Annotated in this window: 20 protein-coding genes and 1 pseudogene; 16 read left to right on the top strand and 5 right to left on the bottom strand. The window is 35.5% G+C overall.

Going from position 1 to position 25267, the window contains the following annotated elements; genetic code table 11:
• Positions 1-65 precede the first annotated feature (65 nt).
• The gene (locus C4H12_RS06605) at positions 66-680 is read right to left on the bottom strand and encodes an aminotransferase class IV (RefSeq protein WP_106098210.1); all 615 of its coding nucleotides are present in this window, start codon (positions 678-680) and stop codon (positions 66-68) included.
• On the bottom strand, positions 680-1627 hold the full coding sequence (locus C4H12_RS06610) for an aminodeoxychorismate synthase component I (RefSeq protein ID WP_106098211.1): 948 nt from the start codon (positions 1625-1627) through the stop codon (positions 680-682). The genes C4H12_RS06605 and C4H12_RS06610 overlap by 1 nt, the downstream gene beginning before the upstream one ends.
• Positions 1628-1973: 346 nt before the next feature.
• Between C4H12_RS06610 and lepA the strand changes: the two genes are divergently transcribed.
• The 13 genes from lepA (at position 1974) to metG (ending at position 17947) form a co-directional block, all read left to right on the top strand.
• Positions 1974-3770 carry a translation elongation factor 4 gene (lepA, locus tag C4H12_RS06615; RefSeq protein WP_106098212.1) on the top strand — a complete coding sequence of 599 codons (1797 nt, stop codon included), beginning with the start codon at positions 1974-1976 and terminating at the stop codon, positions 3768-3770.
• A 79-nt stretch (positions 3771-3849) separates the two neighbouring features.
• Positions 3850-5073 carry an FRG domain-containing protein gene (locus tag C4H12_RS06620; RefSeq protein WP_106098213.1) on the top strand — a complete coding sequence of 408 codons (1224 nt, stop codon included), beginning with the start codon at positions 3850-3852 and terminating at the stop codon, positions 5071-5073.
• Positions 5074-5266: 193 nt separating this feature from the next.
• Positions 5267-5875: a hypothetical protein gene (locus C4H12_RS06625; protein WP_106098214.1), complete on the top strand. Its 609-nt coding sequence runs from the start codon at positions 5267-5269 to the stop codon at positions 5873-5875.
• A gap of 52 nt (positions 5876-5927) precedes the next feature.
• Entirely contained in the window at positions 5928-6587 is a 660-nt protein-coding gene (locus C4H12_RS06630; RefSeq protein ID WP_106098215.1) for a porin family protein, read from the top strand.
• 5 nt (positions 6588-6592) lie between these two features.
• On the top strand, positions 6593-6985 hold the full coding sequence (locus tag C4H12_RS06635; RefSeq protein ID WP_106098216.1) for a hypothetical protein: 393 nt from the start codon (positions 6593-6595) through the stop codon (positions 6983-6985).
• On the top strand, positions 6982-7506 hold the full coding sequence (locus tag C4H12_RS06640; RefSeq protein WP_106098217.1) for a hypothetical protein: 525 nt from the start codon (positions 6982-6984) through the stop codon (positions 7504-7506). The genes C4H12_RS06635 and C4H12_RS06640 overlap by 4 nt, the downstream gene beginning before the upstream one ends.
• Before the next feature lie 5 nt (positions 7507-7511).
• Positions 7512-8630 carry a hypothetical protein gene (locus C4H12_RS06645; protein WP_106098218.1) on the top strand — a complete coding sequence of 373 codons (1119 nt, stop codon included), beginning with the start codon at positions 7512-7514 and terminating at the stop codon, positions 8628-8630.
• Positions 8627-10105 carry a YfcC family protein gene (locus C4H12_RS06650; protein ID WP_106098219.1) on the top strand — a complete coding sequence of 493 codons (1479 nt, stop codon included), beginning with the start codon at positions 8627-8629 and terminating at the stop codon, positions 10103-10105. Before C4H12_RS06645 ends, C4H12_RS06650 begins: the two co-directional genes overlap by 4 nt.
• Before the next feature lie 10 nt (positions 10106-10115).
• Entirely contained in the window at positions 10116-10742 is a 627-nt protein-coding gene (locus C4H12_RS06655) for a rhomboid family intramembrane serine protease (RefSeq protein WP_106098220.1), read from the top strand.
• Between the two features lie 241 nt (positions 10743-10983).
• Entirely contained in the window at positions 10984-12024 is a 1041-nt protein-coding gene (locus C4H12_RS06660; protein WP_106097921.1) for an IS630 family transposase, read from the top strand.
• A 44-nt stretch (positions 12025-12068) separates the two neighbouring features.
• A complete protein-coding gene (locus C4H12_RS06665) occupies positions 12069-12833 on the top strand; it encodes a hypothetical protein (RefSeq protein WP_106098221.1) in 765 nt (254 codons plus the stop codon).
• 259 nt (positions 12834-13092) lie between these two features.
• Positions 13093-15819 carry a PD-(D/E)XK nuclease family protein gene (locus tag C4H12_RS06670; RefSeq protein WP_106098222.1) on the top strand — a complete coding sequence of 909 codons (2727 nt, stop codon included), beginning with the start codon at positions 13093-13095 and terminating at the stop codon, positions 15817-15819.
• Positions 15820-15880: 61 nt separating this feature from the next.
• Positions 15881-17947, top strand: a complete 2067-nt coding sequence (gene metG, locus C4H12_RS06675; RefSeq protein ID WP_106098223.1) for a methionine--tRNA ligase — start codon at positions 15881-15883, stop codon at positions 17945-17947.
• 264 nt (positions 17948-18211) lie between these two features.
• Here the strand turns inward: metG and C4H12_RS06680 are convergent, their stop codons facing one another.
• From C4H12_RS06680 to C4H12_RS06690, 3 genes are all read right to left on the bottom strand, one after another.
• On the bottom strand, positions 18212-19399 hold the full coding sequence (locus tag C4H12_RS06680; RefSeq protein ID WP_106098224.1) for an OmpA family protein: 1188 nt from the start codon (positions 19397-19399) through the stop codon (positions 18212-18214).
• Between the two features lie 80 nt (positions 19400-19479).
• Entirely contained in the window at positions 19480-19770 is a 291-nt protein-coding gene (gene hpf / locus C4H12_RS06685) for a ribosome hibernation-promoting factor, HPF/YfiA family (RefSeq protein ID WP_106098225.1), read from the bottom strand.
• Between the two features lie 29 nt (positions 19771-19799).
• Entirely contained in the window at positions 19800-20720 is a 921-nt protein-coding gene (locus tag C4H12_RS06690; RefSeq protein WP_106098226.1) for a tyrosine-type recombinase/integrase, read from the bottom strand.
• A gap of 555 nt (positions 20721-21275) precedes the next feature.
• Between C4H12_RS06690 and C4H12_RS06695 the strand changes: the two genes are divergently transcribed.
• The 3 genes and pseudogenes from C4H12_RS06695 to C4H12_RS06705 all read left to right on the top strand — a co-directional run bounded on the left by C4H12_RS06695 (position 21276) and on the right by C4H12_RS06705 (position 25263).
• On the top strand, positions 21276-22076 hold the full coding sequence (locus tag C4H12_RS06695; RefSeq protein WP_254424840.1) for a hypothetical protein: 801 nt from the start codon (positions 21276-21278) through the stop codon (positions 22074-22076).
• A gap of 249 nt (positions 22077-22325) precedes the next feature.
• Positions 22326-22564: pseudogene (locus C4H12_RS13975) on the top strand (carbohydrate kinase); the annotation flags it as partial.
• A 434-nt stretch (positions 22565-22998) separates the two neighbouring features.
• The gene (locus C4H12_RS06705; RefSeq protein WP_106098228.1) at positions 22999-25263 is read left to right on the top strand and encodes a GH92 family glycosyl hydrolase; all 2265 of its coding nucleotides are present in this window, start codon (positions 22999-23001) and stop codon (positions 25261-25263) included.
• The last annotated feature ends 4 nt before the right edge of the window (positions 25264-25267 follow it).

Consider the following 25267-nt stretch of genomic DNA (forward strand, 5'->3'; position numbering starts at 1 on the left):
TACTAAATATTTTTGGTTGAAAGCCATCCCCCCTCCTTATTTAACTGCCTGAGGCACTAAGCAGACTAAAAAGAAAAGTGTGGAGAGCTAAGGACAGCGGCTGTACTTACGGTAAGTTCGCCTATATCAAGCATAGCGTTGATGAAGCCTATTTGCTGAAAAGAAGGGATATCACGATATGATATGGGAGCCTCCTTTATCTTACCCTCATTGAGCAATCGTTGGCGGCAAGTGCCATTAAGGAGGAAGGTAGAAGGCGTGACCCATTGGTGTCCGTCGTAAAAAATAATGTTGGCATAGCTGCTATCGGTTACTTTGCCGTTTTTGATAAAAATGACCTCATCGGTAGCAGATGCTTCTTTTAAAGCGTTGAGAAAACCACGCTCGGAGAATTTGTACTTATAATCAAAATCTTCGGCATCTACGCACTTAAGAGAGTGGATAGGCTTTAGCTGATAGGGAAGCACCTCGATGGTGTGGCTATCATTACTATATACGATGCGGATTTTGTGCTTCCCTTGTGGAGGCAAAGAATCCTTTGGGATAATTTCGGACAGAGAAAGAGCCTTTTTATCAGGAAAAAAGTGAGCAAAAGTAGTGCAAACGCGCTCTTGATGGTATTGTAAATGGAAAATATTGCCCTCAAGGAGCTTTATTGTTTCGATAAACTCGTGTTTCATTAAATAGGGATGTATATTTTCTCAATAATTTCATTATATTCATTAAGCGGTTGGCTTTGAGCCGTAATGCCTGCTCCACTTTTGTAGAAAAACTTATCGCCAATACGCTCGATAAAGCGGATAAGCACGCAGCTATCGACTGTAGCGCCATCAAAAACACCTGCGATGCCGGTGTAGAAATTGCGCTGATAATTTTCGGCTTCGGCAATTACTTCTAACGATTTTTCTTTAGGAGCGCCCGATATAGAGCCCGCAGGTAGGAGCGCTGCCAACAAATCGCCTAATTGTTCTTGCCAATTGGCGGGGAGATTACCTACAATTTCGGAGCTAGTTTGGAGGAGATCACCAGAGGATTTTTTGATGACATCGACGTATCTGAAGCGAGAAGTATGGACGTTGGTAGCTACTTTTTGCAAATCGGTAGAGAGAAGATTTACGACCTTGTGATGCTCATCGATTTCTTTTTCGTTATTCAATAAAGTAGCCTCGGCATTGGGGATAGCGGCGCTGATAGTACCCTTCATAGGGTAGGTTTTGATTAGGTTATCTTCTATTTTGACAAATATTTCGGGGGAGAAGCACACCCAATCATTTTTATATAAGATTTTGTATTTGGCAGAAGCATTTTGATAGACTTCGGGCAAAGAAACGGCAGATATTGGGGTAGCTAAAGTAAGGTTTACCAGCTCGGTATCGCCATTTTTTAGGTGAGAGAGGACAGAATTGAAAGGTTTTTCAAACTCGGGATAAGGAATGGGGTACTTTTGGATAGGGATGGGTGTTGCTTTTGGATTTTTTTCGGACGAAAAGGAGAATTTTATATCGTCGGGGAGCTGAGAAAGAGGGAAAACGCTTCCTTTTTCTCCTTTATAATCGATAATAAATAGGCAAGGAGTGCGTTGTTGTCCGAAATTATTTAAGATATTTTTCCAATGAGTAGTGTTCATTACTATTTTTGTTTTTAGGTGAAATAAAGGGTTAAAATTTTCAGGGGGCAAAAGTAGTAAAAAAAATTAATTTTTTGAGGTTGGGAAGGTGTTTAGTAAAAATTGAGAGGGGTGTGGCAGTTGGGCAAGTATCCTTCGTTTATAGTTCGTTTATCCTTCGTTATTCGTTCGTTCATCATAGGCTCGGGTTAAAGACCTCCTTGGGATAGAGTATATGGAAGGCAGAGAAAGGCTGGTAGGATTGGGGGCTGAGGTGTAATGATTAAAGTTTGCTAATTTGCTAATTATTTATTACTTTTGCGCCCTTAAACTACTCTAACACCTAACATTAAACGTAAAACACCCGATGAAAAACATTCGTAATTTCTGCATTATTGCACATATTGACCATGGCAAGAGTACCCTTGCTGACCGCCTACTTGACTTTACCCAGACAGTAACCGAACGCGAAAAACAAGACCAATTGCTGGACAATATGGACTTGGAGCGCGAGCGCGGTATCACGATTAAAAGCCACGCCATACAGATGGAATATGTGTACAAGGGCGAAACTTATATACTTAACCTTATAGATACTCCTGGCCACGTGGATTTCTCATACGAGGTATCACGCTCGATAGCTGCTTGTGAGGGGGCGCTACTGATAGTGGACGCAGCACAAAGCATTCAGGCACAGACGATTTCTAACCTGTATTTGGCATTGGAGAATGACCTTGAAATTATACCTGTACTTAACAAAATAGACCTGCCCAGCGCTAACCCTGAGGAGGTGAAAGACGATATAGTAGACCTACTAGGCTGCTCGCCCGATGATATTATCCCTGCCAGCGGCAAGACAGGCTTGGGAGTGGAGGCGATTTTGGAGGCGATTATAGAACGTATTCCGGCACCTAAGGGCGACCCTAAAGCACCTTTGCAAGCACTGATATTTGACTCGGTATATAACTCATTCCGCGGTGTAGAGACTTACTTCCGTGTGATGAATGGAGAGATACGCAAGGGGCAGAAAATCAAGTTTATGTCCAACGGCAAGACTTACGATGCCGATGAGGTGGGTACCCTTAAACTGAACCAAGTGCCTAAACAAGTGATAGGCACCGGTGATGTGGGATACCTTATCACCGGTATTAAAGATGCGCGCGAGGTGAAAGTGGGCGATACAATTACCTCGGCAGTAGACGGCTGCACAGAAGCTATTGACGGTTTTGAGAACGTAAAACCGATGGTATTTGCGGGTATCTATCCGGTAGATACAGAAGATTATGAAGAGCTAAGAGCCTCGATGGAAAAACTACAGCTAAATGATGCTTCATTGGTGTTTACCCCAGAGAGTTCGGCAGCTTTGGGCTTTGGGTTCCGTTGCGGTTTCTTGGGGATGCTACACTTAGAGATTATACAAGAGCGCTTGGAACGCGAGTTCGGTATGACTGTAATTACTACCGTACCTAACGTAAGTTATCATGCATACACAAAGAAAGAACCTGAAAAGGAGATTATTGTAAACAACCCATCAGACTTGCCAGACCCTTCAAAATTAGACCGCGTAGAAGAGCCTTACATCAAGGCGAGTATCATTACCAAATCGGACTTTGTAGGGCAAGTAATGTCGCTCTGTATAGAAAAACGCGGACAGATAACCAATCAGCACTACCTCACCCCTGAGCGCGTAGAGTTGAACTTTGATATGCCTTTGGCCGAGATAGTGTTTGACTTCTACGACCGCCTCAAAACGGTGAGCAAGGGGTACGCTTCATTCGACTACTCCCCTATCGGGATGCGCGCTTCTAACCTTGTGAAGGTGGATATTCTTATCAACTCGCAGTCGGTAGATGCCCTTTCGGCTCTTATCCACGCTGATAATGCTTATAACATAGGTAAGAAGATGTGCGAGAAGCTCCGCGAGCTCATACCGCGTCAGCAGTTTGACATACCTATACAGGCGGCTATTGGGGCTAAAATCATCTCGCGCGAGACTATTAAAGCCCTTCGCAAAGACGTTACCGCCAAGTGTTATGGAGGGGATATCTCGCGTAAGCGTAAGCTCTTGGAGAAACAGAAAGCTGGTAAGAAACGTATGCGCCAAGTAGGGAATGTCGAAATCCCACAAAGCGCCTTTATGGCAGTGTTGAAGCTGAATGATTAGTGCGAGCCGCATGGGCGAACAGTTATTTTGGTCATTAGATATCTTAGAAATTTTGTAGATTTTCTTTAATACATAAAATATGGACACACAAAATATAAAAGACGAAGAGAATATAATATACATAGAAAGTGTAAGTGATTTTTTAAACGAGATAAAGGGCATAAAGAATAAATCCGGATATACTTTATTCTATAGAGGACATTCTGACAAAAATTATGAGTTAAAACCCTCTATTTATAGAGATAAAAGATTTATAAAGAATGAAGATAAAATCTATAGAGAAACAATTGCTAAAGTACCTTATGAGTTTAATGGAAAAAGCACTATAGAGTCATTAGCATTAATGCAACATTATGGAGTACCTACACGAATATTAGACTTAACAACAAATGCTTTAGTAGCTTTATATTTTGCATGTAAAGAAGTTGAGGAAATTGAAAAAGTTATAAATGAAAAGGGAGAGACTAGCTATAAAAAAAAGGATATGGATGGAGAAGTTATAGTTTTTAATATTCCTAACGAAAGTGTTTGTTATTCTGATAGTGATAAAGTTACTATCTTAGCTAATCTATCAAAATATGATAGAAATTTTTCCTATAAAAAGGATGATTTTTATGAAAGTAAAATAAAAGAAATATACAATAAACGAATTCAGATAAAATTAAAAGAGTTAGATAAAAAAAAATCAGATAATTTATTTAATTATACTCTTCCTCGAAGAGAAAAACTAAAAAAATATATTTATATAAAAAATATAGATCAAAAAATTGAAAAAATAATTCAAGAAATAATTCAAGAAATAACATCAGAATATAAAGTAAATATAGATGATGAGATAAAAAAACTTTTAAAATCTCAATTGCTTTATATATTTCAGGAAAATATAAAAGAAGAACAGCAAGAAGTTATTAAATTTTTAAATATAAATTATTTAAAAAAATTATTACATTATATTAGAGAAGATAAATCCTATTTTAAACCAATTATAAACCCTAATGATATAGCTAAAATTCTTGCTGTGAAGCCAAAATTAGATAATCCACGTATTGTGAGGCAACAAGGTGCATTTTTAATTTTTGGAGTAGAGCCTTCTTTTGATCATAATACTACTAAGCCAATGCCTGAAATAAAAAGGGAATGGATTATTAAAGGAAATAATAACAATAAAATAATAATAAAAAGCTCAAAAAAAGAATCAATTTTAAAAGAACTAGATAAGTTAGGAATAAACAAAAGCACTTTATTCCCTGAAATAGATAAAGTTGCTGACTATATCAAAGAAAAATATACTACTGAAAATTAATGTCCTTTGTTATGACAATAAACTATTTATAAAAAAACTCTCAGTAGATTACAGTGGAAAGCTATTGGATCTCGATCCTTATATTACACACCGCTAAATGCTTTTTTGATAGCTTGAAGATAGAAATATAGAGAAAAACATTATATTTTTAGGAGAGTAATTACAAATTTGCACAAAAAACAACAATATACCTATGGATTTTTTAACTGCAAAGCCTTTATCAGATACTATTTATGACACCCTTTTTAAGGCTGAAAAGGAGCTTATTATTATATCGCCTTATATTCAGATAAGTGGTTATTTGAGAGAAAATGTGTTTAAACAGCATTTAAACAACCCTAAACTGCATATTATTATAGCTTTTGATAAGTATAAAGATGATAATACTTTTGGCTTTAGAGGCAGTGGGCTGGAGTATTTTTTGAATTTTCCCAACCTTACTTTGGTTTATATTCCTCAGCTTAATACCAAGTATTACGCCAATGAGCGACAATTGGTTACAACTTCGATGAGTTTGCTTAGCTACCCCTTAATAAATAGTATTGATTTTGGTGTTTTTGCGGAGAAAAGTTTTAATATTATGGGCAAAAACAACTTTTATGAAACATCTAAAAATACTGTAATGAGTGTAATTGATAGTGGTTATACTGTTTTTGCAAAGCGCCCCCTCTACAGCAAGAAACTTTTAGGACTTAGTAAGACATATACAGGTTCTGCCGTACATCTAAATTTATTGGATGATGTAATAGCTAATAGAAGTATTGAAGCTGTGAGATATTCTTCATTAATATCTGAAATTTAGAGGTAGTGTTTTTTTGTTTGCCTAATTAGGAAAAATAACCTACCTTTGCCCTATGAAAACACAGAAAACATATATCACCTTTCTTCTCTTTTTCCTTGTTGGCTCTAGCTTTGCACAAGTAACTGTAGGGGTAAAAATAAACAACCCTTTGTTTTACGGCAGTAATGCTGGTAAGTTTAAAGCACTCAACGGTAAGGAATTAACACACTGGGGTAACTGGGGAATCCTAAATGCAGGGGCTTTTGTACATCTACCTATAAAAAAGCATTGGGCATTACACAGTGAATTACTTTACAAGAATGAAAGTGCTCATTATTACTACACAGCAACACAATCACAAGGAGAGGCTTCTTATTTTGCTTATGACTATATTGATATGCCTGTATTACTTCAGTTTGAAGGCAAACGTATGTTTAGAGGCTTCTTACAATTAGGACTTTCTCCCAAATTTCTGCTTTCGGCCTCATTTAATCGGGAAGATTTTGAGGCTATTAATGTATACAATAGTTTTAATAAAGTAGTATTTGCAGCCCATATAGGTGGTGGGGTACTATGGGATATTAAGCGAGTGATGCTAATGGTAGATATGCGGATTTCGCCTAATCTGACTGCTATTGCGGGCAAAGTACGGGATGTTGATTTTAGTACCGCTAGAAGTACCTCTATAACTCTTGTTTCAGTTTCAGTAGGCTACAAACTGACTAAAAAGTGAAAGATATGAAACAAAAACTTCGGAAGTTAGTTCATAACAATAAAGAATATTTGTATCGGGTAAATACGATTTATAATACTAAGGGAGATAATACTTCACTACTTTCGGTGCGTATTTTCCTAAATGGGGAGAAAAATACACCTTTGTGCATTGATTTTATTACGATTGAAGATGAGTTTATGGGGCAACCCCTCAATGGGAATATCAAATTGCTTAATAAAACTACACAATATGAAGAAAATATAAATCTAAATGAGCCTAAATATATACCCAAACTTATTGACTGGGGTACAGCACAAGGGTGGAATGGCAGTAATAAAATAGCTCCCCTCAATGGGTTACTCTTTTTGCAGTTATTGGGTTATGATACTACTCCTTTACAAATAAAAGAAAAATGATACAAAGAGCCTTTCCCTCTTACCTACAGAAAGATACTACTAAAATTATAGATTTTCTACAGCAAAATGACCCTAAGGACTTCAAAACTATAGGAGCGGAAACTGTTTGCCTCAATGGAGAATTTTTGGAGTTACCTCAAAGAGTCTATTTTGGAGAATTCAACACCCAAAGTCTGACTTTAGTACAAGAGCAAATGCTTAATTGCTTGTATTTGTGTCATTGCAACGGTCATTTAAGAGAGTATTATCTAAGAGAATTATTAGCAGTAAAAGAGGATTTTGCTTTGCCTTTTATAGCTAAACTCTTTGGGGATTATGTCATAGAAATATTAGAAGTGCTTCAACGCGAACTTCCTAATGATACTCGTGATAAATTAAGGGACTTTTTTCAAGCAAATCCTCTGTACAAAAGGCGTATAGAGAGCCGTATCGCTAGTTATTGGGATCTTTTCTATCAAAATACTTATCCTGATTTAAAAAAATATGTAGGCTACCAATTATTTCAAACCATCGTAAAATAAAAGAAATGACGCAATTCATTACTCAAAAAGACCAAATCATTGCGCAAATGCGTGCAGAACTATTGGCTACCGCAACAGAAGACCGCTACTATACAGAAGAAAATATAACTGACTGTAAAGCTCATTTGGAGGCATTCCTTGCTAAATTAGAAAAAGCTGACCAAGCTACTGATAAACAGACTTACCTCGCAGAAGCTATACAGACCCTCTGTGAGCAACTCTCTACCTTTAATAACCCTGAAGAGGAAGAAATGCGTGAGTATCTTTGGGGATTTTTGTATCTTGGCTATACCAAAGAGCTTACTGATTTTATTCGTGAAGCAGCTTTGGTGTATGGGTTTAAGCCTATTCCTACAGTAATAGACTTGTACTATTGCAGAGTGGAAATAGGTGGTTTTGATTGTTTTTCAGTAGTATTAGGAGGTATAGAAGAGGAAAATTTTGTGAGTTTGGAATACGATCCTAATACACATCAATTCTATTATGATGAAAATCCTTATGGAGACCCTTTTCCTCTACCTCTTTACAATGTACAAGTAAAGCCTGACTATAGTGAATTATCTTTTGAAGTGCTTTCAAGGGATAAACTTCAACACTTCTGCTTCTTGGCGCAATACCCATCGGATAAGGTGTGGATTAAAGCTATTTACGATTTGCATACCCAAAAAATCGTCTTAAATAGGCGAGAAAAGCACTGGAGTACGATTACATTGGGAACAGAAAAAGGCAAAATCATTGAACTAAGAACTACTCAATATGACAATGAAGGAGATATAATTCCCTCTGCTGAAGATGGTGGTGGCTTTAGTGTTTTTACTATGGGAATCAATGAAGAGAATAAACTACAAAGTCGTAATGAAATTGCCGATACAAAGATTTTGTTTGAAAAGACATTCTTTAGAGATGCTCGCGAAGAAGAATGGCGACTCTATGAACTACAACATATTGCTATACAAAAAGGAGTAGTAACCATTACTTCTACGGATGTAGTTAGAACACGTGACGAAAATTGGCAACTAATAACAGGGACTATAGCCTCTATAAGTCTCAGTTATGAACTGAAAAACAGTGATTTTGTATTGAATTTTATACAAGAAGTGATAAACAATTTAAAAGAACAATGAAAAAACTTAAATTTCCAACACCTTATACAGTTTTAATGCTGGTAATAATATTAGCAGCGAGCCTTACATTCTTACTACCTTCGGGCTCATATAGCAGCTTGGAATATAACAAGGCACAAGATAGCTTTGTAATACGTACAGCAGACAGTGTTTATACCTTACCTGCTACACAACAGCAACTAAATGAACTAGGTATCCAGATACAACTAAGTAAATTTAAAGAAGAAAAAATTAAGAAACCCGTTTCTATCCCTCATACATACGTGCAGAGTAAACCTCGCCCTCAGGGAGCTGAGGCAGTGCTTTATGCTCCTATTAAAGGGATTTATGATAGTATAGAAGTAATTCTGTTTGTATTGGTATTAGGTGGCTTTATAGGAGTGTTCAATAGTTCAGGAGCATTGAATATGGGTGTAGGTTATTTGGCTCATAAACTGAAAGGACGTGAAGGTATCTTAATCATTTTACTCACTACTCTTTTATCTTTGGGAGGCACCTCTTTTGGGCTGGCTGAAGAAACCTTTGCTTTCTACCCTATGTTAGTGCCTATTTTTTTAGCAGCAGGGTATGACTTGATAGTCCCCTTGGCGGTGATTTATATAGGTTCAAATGTAGGTTCAATGGCATCTACCACTAATCCGTTTGCTGTAATTATAGCCTCTGATGCTGCGGGGGTAGATTGGACTTCGGGAATAAGTATACGGTTTATAGCTTTGATTTCTTGTGTGATTATTAGTATTCTCTACATTATTCGGTATGCAGAAAAGGTACGCAAGCACCCTGAAAAATCAATAGTTTATGGTGTAGCTTTACCTGAAATATATGCAATATCTGCTCCTGAAAAAACAACTTCATTAAAACTTTCTACTAAAATAGAGCTTTTAGTATTTGCTCTTTCATTTGTAGTGATGATTATAGGTGTATCTAAATGGGAATGGTGGTTTCAGCAAATGACAGTTTTATTTCTTGTAGCTGCCATTGTTATAGCTTTCTTACAACGTAGTGGTGAGCAACAATTTATCAATAGGTTTATGACTGGAGCTAGTGAACTATTAAGTGTAGCTTTCATTATAGGTATAGCTAGGGGGGTATCATTCATATTGAATGATGGACAAATATCGGGTACTATTTTACACTATGCTACTGACCTTGTACAAGGTATGTCGCCTATGCTATTTTTGCCAATGCTGATGTTAGTATTTGGTGTATTAAGTCTTTTTATAGCTTCTTCATCAGGGATGGCAGTCCTTACAATGCCTATTATAGGCTCTTTGGCATCGGTAGTAGGGGTAGAAGGACATAGTGTTGTGAGTGCTTACCTATTTGGTATGGGTATTATGTCGCTTATTACTCCTACAGGACTTATATTACCTTCGCTGGCCATGGTGAATGTTAATTATAAACAATGGCTACAATTCTGTATGCCACTAGTTGTTATCTTTGTGGTAGTACTTACTATTTTATTATGGATTTAAAATTTTAACTATGAATATTACTTTTATCATTATTCTTATTGTTACAGTTGCAATAAGTTATTACGGATTTACTAACGCAACTTTTTTTAATCGCTACAAATTCAATGTAGGAGCGGTACAGAAAGGTGATTATGTGCGTTTGCTATCGTCAGGGTTTCTTCATGGTGATTGGCAACACCTTATTTTTAATATGATTTCACTCTATTTTTTTCAAAGTGTGATTATTGATTCTATGGGTAGCCTAATGTTTTTATTTATCTATTTTGGCTCAATGCTACTGGGGAGTATTTTCACTTTGCGCATTTACAAATATCAACCCTTTTACTCTGCTATAGGAGCTTCGGGAGCTGTATCGGGGATTATCTTTGCAGCTATAGCTCTTGATCCTACTGGATTAACCATAAACTTCTTGCCTGGCTGGCTCTTTGGAGCATTATACTTTGGGTATTCTGTTTTTATGATGTTTAACCCACAACAAGGAGACAACTTAGGGCACGCTGCTCATTTAGGTGGAGCTCTTTTTGGATTGGCTATAGTGGTAGTTTACGCCCCTGAGATAGTGATACACAACGTTTTCTATTTAGGAGTAATGGCATTACCTTTAGTTTATATGGGAGTGCGATTATTAAAGAAATAGAGAGATGAAAGTTATTTTAAAAAGAACCACAAATTATAGCTTTGTTTTTTGTAGTAGAAATAACATTGCTACTATACGACATATTATAGTTTTGATGGTATAGGCAGAAGGAGGCTTCTTCTTATTCATTCAGTAATGTATATCTTTTTTATAAAAGAAGAAGCTAGGGATGTAAGTGGATTTATAGTCAAACAAATTTAGATTGCGAATAAATAAAAGATTTATTATCTTTGCATTGTCTATGGAACTAACAGTGTCACCAACAGAAATAGAGGAACTTAGAAAGCTCCAACGCAACTTGCAAGGTCGCTCGGATTATGCCCGAGTTACCTGCATTTTGATGCTTTCTATGGGCAATACTCCTATTTTTGTTGCTGATTGCTTGGGTATAGACATTTCTACTGTTTATCGTTATCGTTCCTTATATCTTGAAGGAGGACTAGATAAACTCCTTGAGAATCGTTATAGAGGTTATCAAGGTCTGCTTAATATTTTTCAAATAGAATCCTTAAAACAAGAGTTACGCACACATCTTTATACAGATGCAAAACAAGTATCTCAATGGGTTAAAGACACTTTTGAAGTTACCTATACTCCACAAGGAATGGCTGATTTACTTAACAGAATTGGTTTTTCCTACAAGAAAACAACCGAAGTGCCTTGTGAAGCGGATCCTTTAAAACAAAAACTATTTGCTGAAGCACTCTCTAAAATTCTTCAAGAAAAGGAAGAAGGGGATGTGGTGTATTTTGCCGATGGTGTTCATCCTACGCACAACAGCCGTTCCACTTATGCTTGGATAGAGAAAGGTAAAGAGTTTCAACAACCAACAGTTAGTGGGCGTGATAGAGTGAATATTAATGGTTTACTTAATGCTTATGATGTTACAGATGTAATAGCTCTTGATTGTGAATGCGTTAATGCAGAATCAACAAAAGAACTTTACGAATTAGCTCTTAAAAAGCATCCAAACGCTAAAAATATTTATATTATATCCGATAATGCTCGCTACTATCACAATAAAGAACTTCAAAACTGGGTAGAAGATAATAGAATCAAGCAAATTTTCTTGCCTCCATACTCTCCGAACCTCAATTTAATAGAGCGCTTGTGGAAATTCTTACGAAAAAAAGTAATCAATACGGGTTTCTATCGGAACAAGACAGAATTCCGAGATGCTATAAGGAATTTCTTTGATAATATACATACTTATAAAAAGGAGTTAGAGTCACTTCTAACTCTCAATTTCCGTTTGATAAATTCGCAAACCATTTCTTTTTGACTATAACTGAATTTTATTTCGTAGAAAATAATTAAATATAAGTTATGTATATTTTTTTTATTTCAATAGCAATTGTTCTGACTTACTATTTTGTAAGGCGTTTTCGCTCAAAATCAGGTATTTTGGTTTACCGTACCGTTTTTTCAACAGTATTTATAATTACTTTAGCAGGAATATTGCTTCCAATAAGTGTTTTTAAATATGCAAAAGAGCTATACCAAAGTGAAACCTACAATGCTAAAATAGTAGATTTTGCCTATGAGACGAGAAAAAATGATAGTGATGAAGGCTATTACGAAATTACCGTAAAACTACCTATTGTTCAGTTTATTACGGCTCAAGGAGACACTATTACAAAGAAGACTGCACATTACAATACCTTATATTCATACAAGGAAAAGACAATGAATTGTAAGGTACATTACAACCTGCATACAGGAAATGTTTTTATGATAGGTAGGGATTTCTATACTATGCTATCAGTAATGATTTTCTTTGCTTTATTTTTTGACTTTCTGCTTGTGGGAATTGTGCTTTACATATTGAACAAAGATATGTCGGGCTATAAAAGAATGATGAGTATTGCTTTTTTTTATATTATTATTCCTATGATAATACTTATTTTTGCAACACTTCTTTTGCTTGCTGCCTATGAGGAGCCAGACCTTTCTTTGGCTGCTAAAATAGCTTGCATTTTTTTTGGAGTGCTCCTTTTGTTTGTTCTTATAGGCTATATAAAATCAGTGTCTAAAAATAAGAACAAAAAGAGCCATCACTCTCGTTCTCGATTCTTAGAATTCAGAAGATAGTTAGGAAAAATTAGAGTTAAAACAGGAATAACTAAAATTCTATAATTATCAAGGAAAATAGAAAAATTTCCTATTTTAAGGTTGTTTTGTAGATTTTGAGGATTCAGTAAAAGTATGTCAATCCTCTATCTATCCTCTAAGGTAGCTCCATGGTAGCTCTAAGATAGCTTTAACAGAAAATTTTTCTGTTTGGATATAAATGAATTTTTTGTGTGTTTGATATAGGAGAAAATACCCCATTCTATTAAATTGATTGAATATGACTTATTTAAAAGAAGTTATTACTGATGTGTTAGAGAATTATGCAGGACAGACAGAACGCATTGTATTTGTTACTACTGGTAAACGCCCTGCTCTCTTCCTTAAAAAACACTTTGCTGAACAGGTAAGGCAGGCTACTATCGCCCCTGAATTTATTGGTATAGCTGACCTTTTTACGCGCATATCGGGTGTGCAGCCTATTGGTAATTTGCCTTTGTTATTTGAGTTTTATGATTGTTATATAAAGACTTGTAAAAGTACTCCTGATAACTTTGAAGAGTTTTTGAGCTGGGGACAAACAGCCTTAAAAGATTTTGGTGAAATAGACCAATATTTGGTAAATCCTGATAAGATTTTTCCTTATATACACGCTCTTAAAGAAGCTGAACACTGGTCGGGGATGGATGAGCTTACTGAGATGCAAAAAAAGCACTTGGATTTTTGGAATACCCTTGGTGATTACTATTTTGCTCTAAATGCTAAACTTACAGAGATGGGTAAAGGCTATGGAGGGTTTATAGCTAAAAAAGCAGTAGAAAGACTTCCTGAATATTTGCAAACATACACGGAAACAATACATATTTTTGTTGGTTTCAATGCTTTATCTAAATCTGAACAAAAAGTTATTCAATCTATATTAATGGATATAGGAGGTGAAATTTATTGGGATGGAGATACTTATTTTGTAAATAATGAAGCACACGATGCTGGATACTTTTTGCGTAAATACCTTCATAGTTGGCGATATTACGACACTCATACTCCTAAATTTCTGAACAATAATTACGAAAAGGAAAAAGAAATATACCTTACAGGTGTGCCTAAAAGTATTAATCAGGCACATAGTGTAGCTGAATTACTTAAAAATACTCCAGCTAAAGAATTAGAAAATACAGCTCTTATTATAGCAGACGAAAATTTGCTAATACCTGTACTACAAGCTGTGCAGCCTAAAACGAGTGTTAATATTACTATGGGGTACCCTTTGCAGCAGACACCACTGAATGACCTTTTTATGGCTTACTTCAAGCTACATCTTGCTAAAAGTTTTTATTATAAAGATGTACTGAATTTGCTTTCTCAGCCATTTCTGCATACCTTACTAAAAGAAGAGGTAGTACGCACTATTTCGCAGTATATTAAAGCTCATAACCTTACTTATATTACCCGTACAAAACTCTTTGAAGCGGTAGCAGAAACTGAGCAAGAGTTGCTTACCCTTCTTTTCCCTGAAGGGAAAGGTAAGGCTTTTATCAATATCCTTATAAGTAATGCTATAACTCTTATTTATAAACTAAAAGAGCAGACTGACTGTGAGAGTAATACCCATCTTCTCATTCAAGAGTATGCTTATCGATTTTATCAGTTATTTAATCAGCTAAAGCAGTTGCAAGAAGAGTATGGGTATATTGATTCGGTAAAAACGCTCTACCATTTTTACTTAGATGTACTGCAAAAAAGTTCTCTGAACTTTAGAGGAGAGCCATTAGAAGGCTTACAAGTGATGGGGGTGCTGGAAAGCCGTAGTTTAGATTTTGAACGTGTGATTATAACCTCAGTGAATGAAGGAGTATTGCCTTTGGGGAAAAGCGATAATTCTCTGATTCCTTATGATGTGAAATATGAGTTAGAATTACCTACTTTTAAAGAGCGTGATGCTGTATATAGTTATAATTTCTATCGTATTTTGCAGCGAGCTAAACAAGTATACTTATTCTATGATACTGAAATGAGTAGCCTTAAAAGCAAGGAAAAAAGTAGGTTTATACTTCAACTTTTAGCAGAAAAATTATCTACTCATAAAGTAATACACCAGATTAAAGCTCCGGAAGTGTATCCGGTGAGTTTATTACCTCTTAACATTGAAAAAACAACTTCTGTAATTAATACTTTGAAAGAACTTGCTGAAAAAGGTCTTTCACCTTCAGCCCTAACTACTTATATACGGAACCCAATGACTTTCTATGAGCAACAAGTACTACACGTATATGAAGAAAGGGAAGTAGAAGAAACTATTGAGGCACGGACTTTTGGTAATATAGTGCACGGAGCTCTTGAAGATTTGTACAAACCTTACTTAAATACAATTCTTACAGAAGAAAGTATTAAGAAAATGGGTACTTTGGTAATCAGTACTATAGAAAATCGTTTTGAAGAAGAGTATAAAAATAATGATTTTAAGAAAGGAAAAAACTGGCTTATCTTCAATGTAATTGAAAAGTATATTCGGAGTTTCTTAAGTATAGAGCTTGCTGAAATAAAAAAAGGTACTGAAATAATACCTCTTTATTTGGAAGAAAAAATAAGAATTCGTTTTGATGCTCCTAACCTATCTTTCCCTATTTATTTTAAAGGGATAATAGATCGTGTAGATAGGCGTAATGGTATGCTTTATATCATTGACTATAAAACAGGTGTTGTAGAGCCTACTGATGTACGTATCAAGGACTGGAAAAACCTTATTACTGACATTAAATATGGTAAAGCCTTCCAGTTGCTAACTTATGCCTATATGATTACTGAACACTTTAAAATTAAAGAAACAATGCGTGTAGCTAACTTCTCGTTTAAAAGGCTACAACACGGGCTAATGCCTTTTCATACTTACATTGATAAGCAGAAAGATGAAGATGTTACTGCCCCAACTCTTGCTTTATACAGACAGTACACTGAGCAACTATTACAAGAAATATTTGATATTAATGTAGCTTTTTATGAAAATTAATTGTTAATTGATAATTGTTTTGTACCTTTGCCGTTTAGAACTTAATAATTAAACAAAAAAGATGTCAAAACGTTATACTATTACGGCAGCACTGCCCTACACTAATGGTCCTATACACATAGGGCACTTAGCTGGAGTGTATGTGCCTGCCGATATTTTTGCGCGTTATCAACGCCTTAAGAACAATGATGTGGCTTTTATTTGTGGTAGTGATGAGCATGGAGTAGCTATTTCTATAAAAGCTAAAAAAGAAGGCACAACACCACAAGCTATTATAGATAAGTACCATGCTATTATCAAACAATCTTTTGCAGATTTTGGTATCTCATTTGATAATTATTCACGTACTTCTTTACCTATCCATCACCAAACAGCTTCTGACTTCTTTAAAAAGCTATATGAACAAGGTGATTTTATTGAAGAAATTTCTGAACAACTCTATGATGAAGAGGCTCACCAATTTTTAGCAGACCGCTTTGTAATTGGAACTTGCCCTAAATGTGGTAACAATGAGGCTTATGGTGACCAATGTGAGCGTTGTGGTAACTCATTAAATGCTACTGACCTAATAGATCCTAAATCATCAATTACTGGTACTAAACCTACTTTAAAAGCTACTAAACACTGGTTTTTACCCCTTAATCGTTACCAAGAGTTTTTAGAAAAATGGATATTAGAGGGTCATAAATCTGACTGGAAACCTAATGTGTATGGACAGGTGAAAAGCTGGTTGGATGATGAACTTAAACCACGGGCTGTTACTCGTGACCTTGATTGGGGTATCCCTGTACCTGTTGAAGGAGCTGAGGGTAAAGTGCTTTACGTTTGGTTTGATGCCCCTATAGGATATATTTCTTCTACTAAAGAATGGGCTGCCCGTGAAGGTAAAGACTGGGAGCCTTACTGGTGTGACCCTGACACACAACTTGTACACTTCATTGGAAAAGATAATATAGTATTCCATTGCGTTATATTCCCTGCTATGCTAAAAGCTGAAGGCAGCTTTATACTTCCTATTAATGTGCCTGCCAATGAGTTTTTAAACTTAGAAGGTAACAAACTATCAACCTCTAAAAACTGGGCTGTATGGTTACACGAGTATTTACAAGATTTTCCTAATCAGCAGGATGTGCTTCGTTATGTGCTTACTGCTAACGCTCCTGAAACTAAAGATAATGACTTTACTTGGAAAGACTTCCAAGCTAGAAATAATAATGAGTTAGTTGCTATCTTTGGTAATTTTATTAATAGGGCCGTAGTACTTACTCAAAAATACTATGAAGGAATTGTACCACAGCCAACTAACCTTAATGAAATAGATACAGAAGTTCTTGCACAAATAACTGAAATCACTCAAAAAATAGAGCAATCATTAGAGCGTTACCGTTTTCGAGAAGCGCAACAAGAACTGATGAATATCGCACGTTTAGGTAATAAATACTTAGCTGATGAAGAACCTTGGAAACTTATAAAAACAGATCCTGAGCGCGTAAAAACAATAATGTATGTAGCCTTACAAATAGCTGCTGCCTTGGCTATTACTAGTGAGCCTTTCTTACCTTTCACCTCTGAAAAGCTGAAAGCTATGTTACAGCTAAACAATACGACTTGGGATAGTGTTAAAACAACTACTACTGAACTCCTAAAAGCAGGACAGCAAATATGTAATGCCGAGCTCCTTTTTGAAAAAATTGAAGATGAAGCTATTGAAAAGCAATTACAACGTTTAGAGAATACCAAGCAAGCTAATAAGCAAGAAACTCAAGCTAATGCTGAAACTCAAGTGGCTCCTCAAAAAGAACTTATCAGTTATGATGATTTTGCTAAGATGGATATTCGGATAGGTACTATTCTTTCTGCTGAGAAAATGCCTAAAGCAGATAAACTTCTTATCTTAAAGGTAGACACTGGTATTGATGAGCGTACTATTGTTTCGGGGATAGCACAAAGTTTTAGTCCTGAAGAGATTGTTGGCAAAAAAGTAACTGTACTTGCTAACCTTGCGCCTCGTAAACTACGTGGTGTTGAGAGCAATGGAATGATACTAATGGTAGAAAACTCTGAAGGTAAATATACCTTTATTAATCCTGATGCTAGTAATATAACTAATGGTACTGAAGTTAAATAATATATTATAGCTCTTATAAAATTATAAAGTGGAAGAGGTGTTCATAAATATGGATACCTCTTTTTTATTGCTCTACTGATAATAAACTTAAACAGTTAGCAATATTCTGAGTTTTTTAATGTAGAAGAATGATTATCTTAGAGTAAAACACTGATGGACCTAATAGAAAAGGGTAATTATTAGAACAAACAAAAGAGGCTAGTCATAATGACTAGCCTCTTTTATTTTTAGTTCGTTATTTTTAAAAATTTATATCAGCTTGGATTATTTCAAGTTGAAAGTAGCGCGACGTGCGATTTGACGAGCACCAGCAGAGTTTTTATCAACTGATGTATCCTCACCTTTACCTTCAACTGAGATACGTGAAGCATCGATACCAGCTTTTACTAAGATATCTTTAACAGCGTTAGCACGTTTTTGAGATAAAGTAGTGTTGTAGTTAGTACCACCTAACTCATCAGCATAACCAGAAATAGTAACTTGAGAACCACTGTTTTCTTTCATATATTTAACAATGATATCGATAGCCCAAGTAGAAGCTGTTTGTGGTTTAGAAGAGTTGAAATCAAAGTAAGTGCTTACGTAACCTTTCTTAATAAGATCAGCAATTACACCACTATCACCACCATTGTTAGCAGTGCTACCGTTTTTAGCTTGGTAGTTGTTGTTCAAGTAGTTTTCGATTTCATCAGGAATACCATTACCATTAGCGTCGTTCATCTTATCTTGTTTGTTACCTACTTTGTCTTTCAAGTCAGCAACATTGTTTTCAAGAGCCGCAACACGTTTAGCAACTTCTTCATCATCTTTCTTAGATGAGGTAACAGCCCAATCAGCGTGTTGTGATTGTTTGCCAAGAGCGATGTTCAAACCAATAGTAGTGGTAAAGTGAGCTCCTTGGAAACCACGACGGGTAGCAACTCCATAAGTATCATAAGTACGATTCTGACGTGCATTTACATACAACGAAGCATCTAACAACAAAGAAATACGGTTAGAAAGACGTATCTCTGGGGTAACACCTGCTGTAGCGAAAAGCATTTGGTCAGCATTACTTCCTAGGTAGTCGCTTCTTAACTGAGCGTAACCACCACCGGCGTGTACTAATAGGGTAATATCACTTGTCCAATCTTCAAAGCTAAGAACACGACCTAAGTTGGCATATCCTTGTAGGTTTACGTTCCAGTAACGTGAATCAAATTTGTTGGTATCTTTCTTTTCTTTGAAAGAATCATATCCACCACCCAAGCGAATACCAAATTTGTTGTTCAACATATAACGAACCCCTACATTTGCACCCCATAAGTTAGGAGTACTTGTAGAATAACCAGCTGATAGTGGAGTAATAGGTTTATTCACTCCTCCATTTACGTCAATAGACCATTTATTATAGTCTTGTGCATAAGCTCCAGTGATAAACAATGAAGCTAAAACTAAAATGCTTTTTTTCATCCTTTAATTAAATTAATTGTACAATAAAACGCTGCAAAGATACGGTAAAAAAATTAAACCCAAAGAATTTTAACAAAAATTTAACGTTTATCTTTATGCTTTAAAAGCATTCTTTCCAACGGATTTATTGAGCTATCTATCCCTTCTTCAAAGGTTTTGAATTGTTTTTTTACTACGAGGCTTTCGCCTGGGATGTGTACCTTTACTTCGACAATTTTATTTTCCTTTGAGGTAGTGTTATCTAACTTTAGATGCACATCGGCTTCGATGATGCGATCATAGAAGTTATCTAATTTATCCAATTTTTTTTGGATAAAATCAACCAATTTTTGGTCGACTGTAAAATCAACAGGGTGTACGTGTACTTTCATAATGTTTTTAATTTTTAAGGTTAAACAATTTATTTATCATCAAGATCGGCATTTCCGCGTGGATGAGCCTTCTTGTACTGTTTCTTTAATTCTACCAAGCTTGTATTAGTATAAACTTGTGTTGATGACAGGCTGGAGTGGCCTAAGAGTTCTTTGACGGTATTCAAGTCGGCCCCATTATCCAATAAATGGCTTGCGAACGAGTGTCTTAGCACGTGTGGGCTGACATTTTTCTTTGTTGTAACGGCACTGAAATAGGAGTGTATTATTTTATAGACTAGGGTAGGGTAAATTTTTTTACCATTTTTGACTAAAAACAAGAAGTCATTACTTTTTTCATTGGCTATCTCGGCTCTTATTGCTAAGTATTCGGTAAGAGTTTTTTCTAACTCGGGGATGATGGGAACATAGCGTTCTTTATCTCCTTTACCCTGAACTTTTAATAAATGTTGGGACATATCGACATCGGCTAGTTTTAGGCTAGCTAATTCGGAGCGGCGTATGCCTGTTGCGTAGAGGGTTTCGATAACGGCGCGATCTCGCACCTCATCAAAAGAACCTTTACTTGAAAAGTATGACAGTACTTTCTCTATTTCGGCTTCCGAGAATGGCAATTTTTGTTTTTTCTCGGTTTTTAGCATAAAGATTCCTCTTTCAAACGGACTTACTTCTATTTGTTTTGTTTTTTTCAAGAAAGTATAGTACGATTTTAAAGCGGACAGTTTGCGGTTGATGCTTCTAAAAGATATTGATTGGTTCGACAAACTAATAATCCATTTCTTAATGTCTTCTTGGTCTGCTCGCTCCAAAGGACAATCTTCCTCCTTCTTCTCATATTCGCTCTTAACATAACGTTCAAAAGCCCTAAGGTCGTGCTTGTAAGCCTCAACCGTGTGGATAGAATATTTCATTTCTACCGACAAGTAAATGATAAAGGCATTGATTGACATAGTTAAAACTACATTAGTTGATTAAAATAAAAGGCTTATAGTGGGCTCAGAAGCTCGCTTTTTCCAATAGCAAAGTAAGTAATTTTATTTTAAACTACCTGTTAAATAAAAGTTAAATTTTTACGAACTGTGTTAAAATACATTCTTAATCATAGATAATCAATGAGTTACATATAGGTACTTTTTTGAAGAAAAGCTTTGAAATTTAACTTTTACTCTTTTATTTCTGCCTAAAACCTCTATTTTGATGCTTCTTACAGAGGAGAAAAATATGTTGATTTGCTTAGAAAAGCTATTTTTTAGGCTTACATTTTTTGTTTGTTTTAGTCTTTAAGTACTGAAAACTAATGTGTAAAAATTGTCTGATTAAAAAAAAATACTACATTTGTCGGGAGTTTTAGTAAAATTGATAAATATGTGAATTTATCAGTTTGCAGATTTAGATGATATTCTAACGGCGTATAGAGAAGTTAATGGTTATACTTTTAAGCCTAAAGGTATAGAAAACTGAATAAAATATACTAATCTCCTTGAAAATATTCTTCGGTAACAAAAATGCTTTTAATGAAAAAATGTTTGCTTTTTTATATTCTTTTAAGTGTCTTTTCTTTTGTGCCTGCACAAGAGTTTTTTCCTAAGCACTTCGGTTATAAACTTACAATACTTCCTTCAGAAGAAAAAGAAGTTAAGTTAGAAAACGTTTCATTTGTTGCTATAAATGAAAGGTTTACACTTTTTGATTTCTATAAAAACAAAGTAGATTCTATACCTATGTCCTTTGAGGCAAAAATAATGCCTATAATTGAAAAAAACAATTTATTAAGAGTGGATAGATATGCATATAGAAAAAGTAAAAAAGGAAATCCTTTATATGAAGCTGAAAGTCGCATTTGGGTAGGTTATAATAATGATTATTTAAAAAAACACAAAAGAGAAATACCTTACTGGTTATCAGTGCATAGATATGGATTCGCAAATGCTTTTACAGCAATGGGTATTGTAGAGCAGCACAAAAACAAGTTTAAACTATGGGATAAAAAAGCTGCTGTAAAGGGATTAACTCCTATTGAAACAAAGGAAGAGGCTTTGTATTTTTTGTTTTTAATGGAACAAGTATTTCCTGATGATAATTTTAATGAATTATGTGAAAAAAAAGGAATTTATAAAATATATACAGATACTATGACACCTACTATTATAAAAGAAGAGAAAGATTATTTTGTAACCAACCTTTTCTATTATAATGTAGTTGACGGATCACTTTTTGAGATCGTATATCAGCTTTATAAAAACGGAAAATACAACATACTTAGTAAAAAACGTATTTATATAATTTTAGAAGAAGAATGGGAATGATATATTTTATTGTAATATGTATTTTACTTTTCGTGTTGTATATTCACAAAAAGATACGATTATTATAGGAAAAGGATGTACAAGGACTTTTTTTTACAAAAGAAATGGAAAAGCTTTAGCCTCTCACCCTAGTTGGATAGGTTATTTTTTAAGAAAAAGATAAATGGACGAGCAGACCAGAAAACAAGGAAGATTATATGATAATGAAACATTACGAATTTATAAAGGAATAACATAAGATACTATACAATGAAAAATACAGTAGTAGGATTGGGAGAAATCCTTTGGGATGTATTCCTTGAAAGAAAAGTATTGGGCGGTGCGCGCGCTAATTTTGCTTAGCATGTATCGCAATTTGGCTTCAATGGTTATGCTGTGAGTGCCATAGGTGCTGACTTACTTGCAAGAAAATATTAAAGAACTTGGAAGAAAAAGAGCTTAACTACATTATTGAGGAAACGGACTTCCCGACGGGTACTGTAAAGGTAAGTAAAGAAGAGATAAACGAAGGATGAGGAAAATATAGCTTTTGGAGGATTTTATTGCGAATTTTGCAAAGAGAAGATTTGGTAGAGAAGTGGTTGATTTTCAGCAATCAAGGCTTATACTTCGTTTATAGTTCGTTTATAGTTCGTTTATCCTTCGTTCATCTTATAAGGTTTCTCTAAGCTTCTTTGGAGAAGAGAAGCAACTTAATGGTTTGATTATTAATAGGTTATATTTTAAAGAAAAAGGCATAATGGAGCTTGTTGATTTTTGAATAATTCGCAATAAAAATGAGAATTATATGAATTTTAAGCAAAGGTAATGGATTATAAGTAGGAGGCGGTATGAAGGCGAGATATGGATTAAAGTTTGGGCTGTTTTTTTTGTTTATTTAGCAATTATTTGTACCTTTGCAGCAATTAATTAATTTAATACTATGAAGTTAAGAAATATAAGCTTTTTAGCTGCTATTACTTTGGTCTTAGTGGCTTGTAATGAGCCTAAAACGAATATTCAAGAAGAAACTATAGTGCCTGAGAAGCCAATGATTGGCTATGTAGACCCTTTTATAGGGACGGGAGGTCATGGACATACTTATCCTGGAGCAACTACACCTTTTGGTATGATACAAGTAAGCCCTGTGAATGGACTTAGTAACTGGGATTGGTGTTCGGGATACCACTATTCGGACAGTACTATGGTAGGCTTTGGACATTTGACACTTAGTGGGACAGGGATAGGCGACTTAAATGATATTTTGCTAATGCCTACTGTTAAAAAATATGATCTTAATGAACTAAAATATGGACGTAAAGAGCAATATCCTGTAAATGCGCAAGAGTTTCGGGATATGATTCCTTATAAATCAAAGTACAGCCATAAGAACGAAAAGGCAGAACCTGGTTATTACCAAGTGTATTTGGAAGACCCTAAAGTGAATGTAGAACTTACTGCTGCACAACGCTATGGTGTACATAGATATACTTTTGAGAAGGGTGCCGAACAATCGGTAATACTTAATTTAGGCTACGCTATTAACTGGGATAGCCCTACTAAAACCTCATTTAGTAAATCAAATAAGAAGTTAGACGCTAATAACAACGGCAATATTATCACAGGGTATCGTTATAGCACAGGATGGGCTGAAAACCAAAAAGTGTTCTTTGCTATTCAGTTCTCTAAACCTATAAAAAATATTACCTATCAAAAACACAAAGAGGATGTTACTTCAGGGCAAATCTTCTTTGATAATACTGATGAGAAGTTAGAGGTAAAAGTAGCCGTTTCGTCAGTAAATGAACAAAATGCTTTAGATAACTTGGAGTTATACAACGCCCCTAATTTTGATAAAACCAAATCATTAGCGCAACAACAATGGGAGAAGACTCTCAGCAGTATAGTAGTAGAAACTCCTGTTGATTCTCTCAAAACCATTTTCTATACTGCCCTCTATCACGCACAAGTAGCCCCTGTAACTTTCTCTGATAAAGATGGATGGTTTAGACTACAAAACGATGAGACAGTCCGTACAGAGGGCACTGCTTATTCTACCTTATCACTTTGGGATACATTCCGCGCTGAACATCCATTACTTACACTTTTGCAACCTAAAGTAACTGCTGATATTATCAACTCAATGTTGGCTTACTATGAGGTACACAAAGTATTGCCTGTTTGGACACTTTATGGTAATGAAACCAATACTATGACTGGTTATCATTCGGTAGCAGTGATAGCTGAAGCCTACCTAAAAGGTATACGTGGTTTTGATGCTGAAAAGGCTTATAATGCAATGAAAAATACTATGATGCAAGACGATCGAGGGTTAAAAGCTTATAAAAAATATGGTTATATACCTTATAACGCAGGGGTGGACGAATCGGTTACTATTACTCTTGAGTACGCTTATGACGATTGGTGTGTAGCAGAAATGGCGAAGGCTTTGGGTAAGACTGAGGATGCAGATTTCTTCTTAAAACGCTCGAAAGCTTATATACACCTATTCGATAAAGAAACAGGCTTTATGCGTGGTAAAAGTACAGAAGGCAAATGGCGTACTCCTTTTGACCCTAAACGCTCTGACCACCGTGAAAACACAGACTATACCGAAGGTAATGCTTGGCAACACAGTTGGTTTGTGCCTCATAATGTACAAGGACTTATCAGCCTATTTGGAGGTAATGAGGCTTTTGTAACGCACTTAGAGAAGCTTTTTACTGAAAGTTCAGAAATTACGGGTGATAATACCTCTCCTGATATTTCAGGACTCATAGGGCAATACGCACATGGTAATGAACCGAGCCATCATATAGCTTATATGTTCAATGAGGCAGGGCAACCTAAGAAAACACAGTATTGGGTAGACCGCATCTTGCAGACTCAGTACAATACTACCCCTAACGGGCTTAGCGGTAATGAGGACTGCGGACAGATGTCGGCTTGGTACATCTGGAGTGCAATGGGATTATACCCTATGAATCCGGCTTCTAGTGAGTATCAGTTTGGTCGCCCTTTATTTGATAAAGTAACAATGCTCTTGCCTAATGGTAAAACCTTTACGATAGTGGCTAAGAATGTATCTAAAGATAATAAATATATCCAATCAATTACGCTTAATGGTAAGGTTTATAACCAGTGGCATATTTCGCACCAAGAGCTTTTAAATGGTGGTGAATTAGTTTTTGAAATGACAAATAAATAAATAA

The organism is Capnocytophaga sp. oral taxon 878, assembly GCF_002999135.1.
Classification (GTDB): domain Bacteria; phylum Bacteroidota; class Bacteroidia; order Flavobacteriales; family Flavobacteriaceae; genus Capnocytophaga.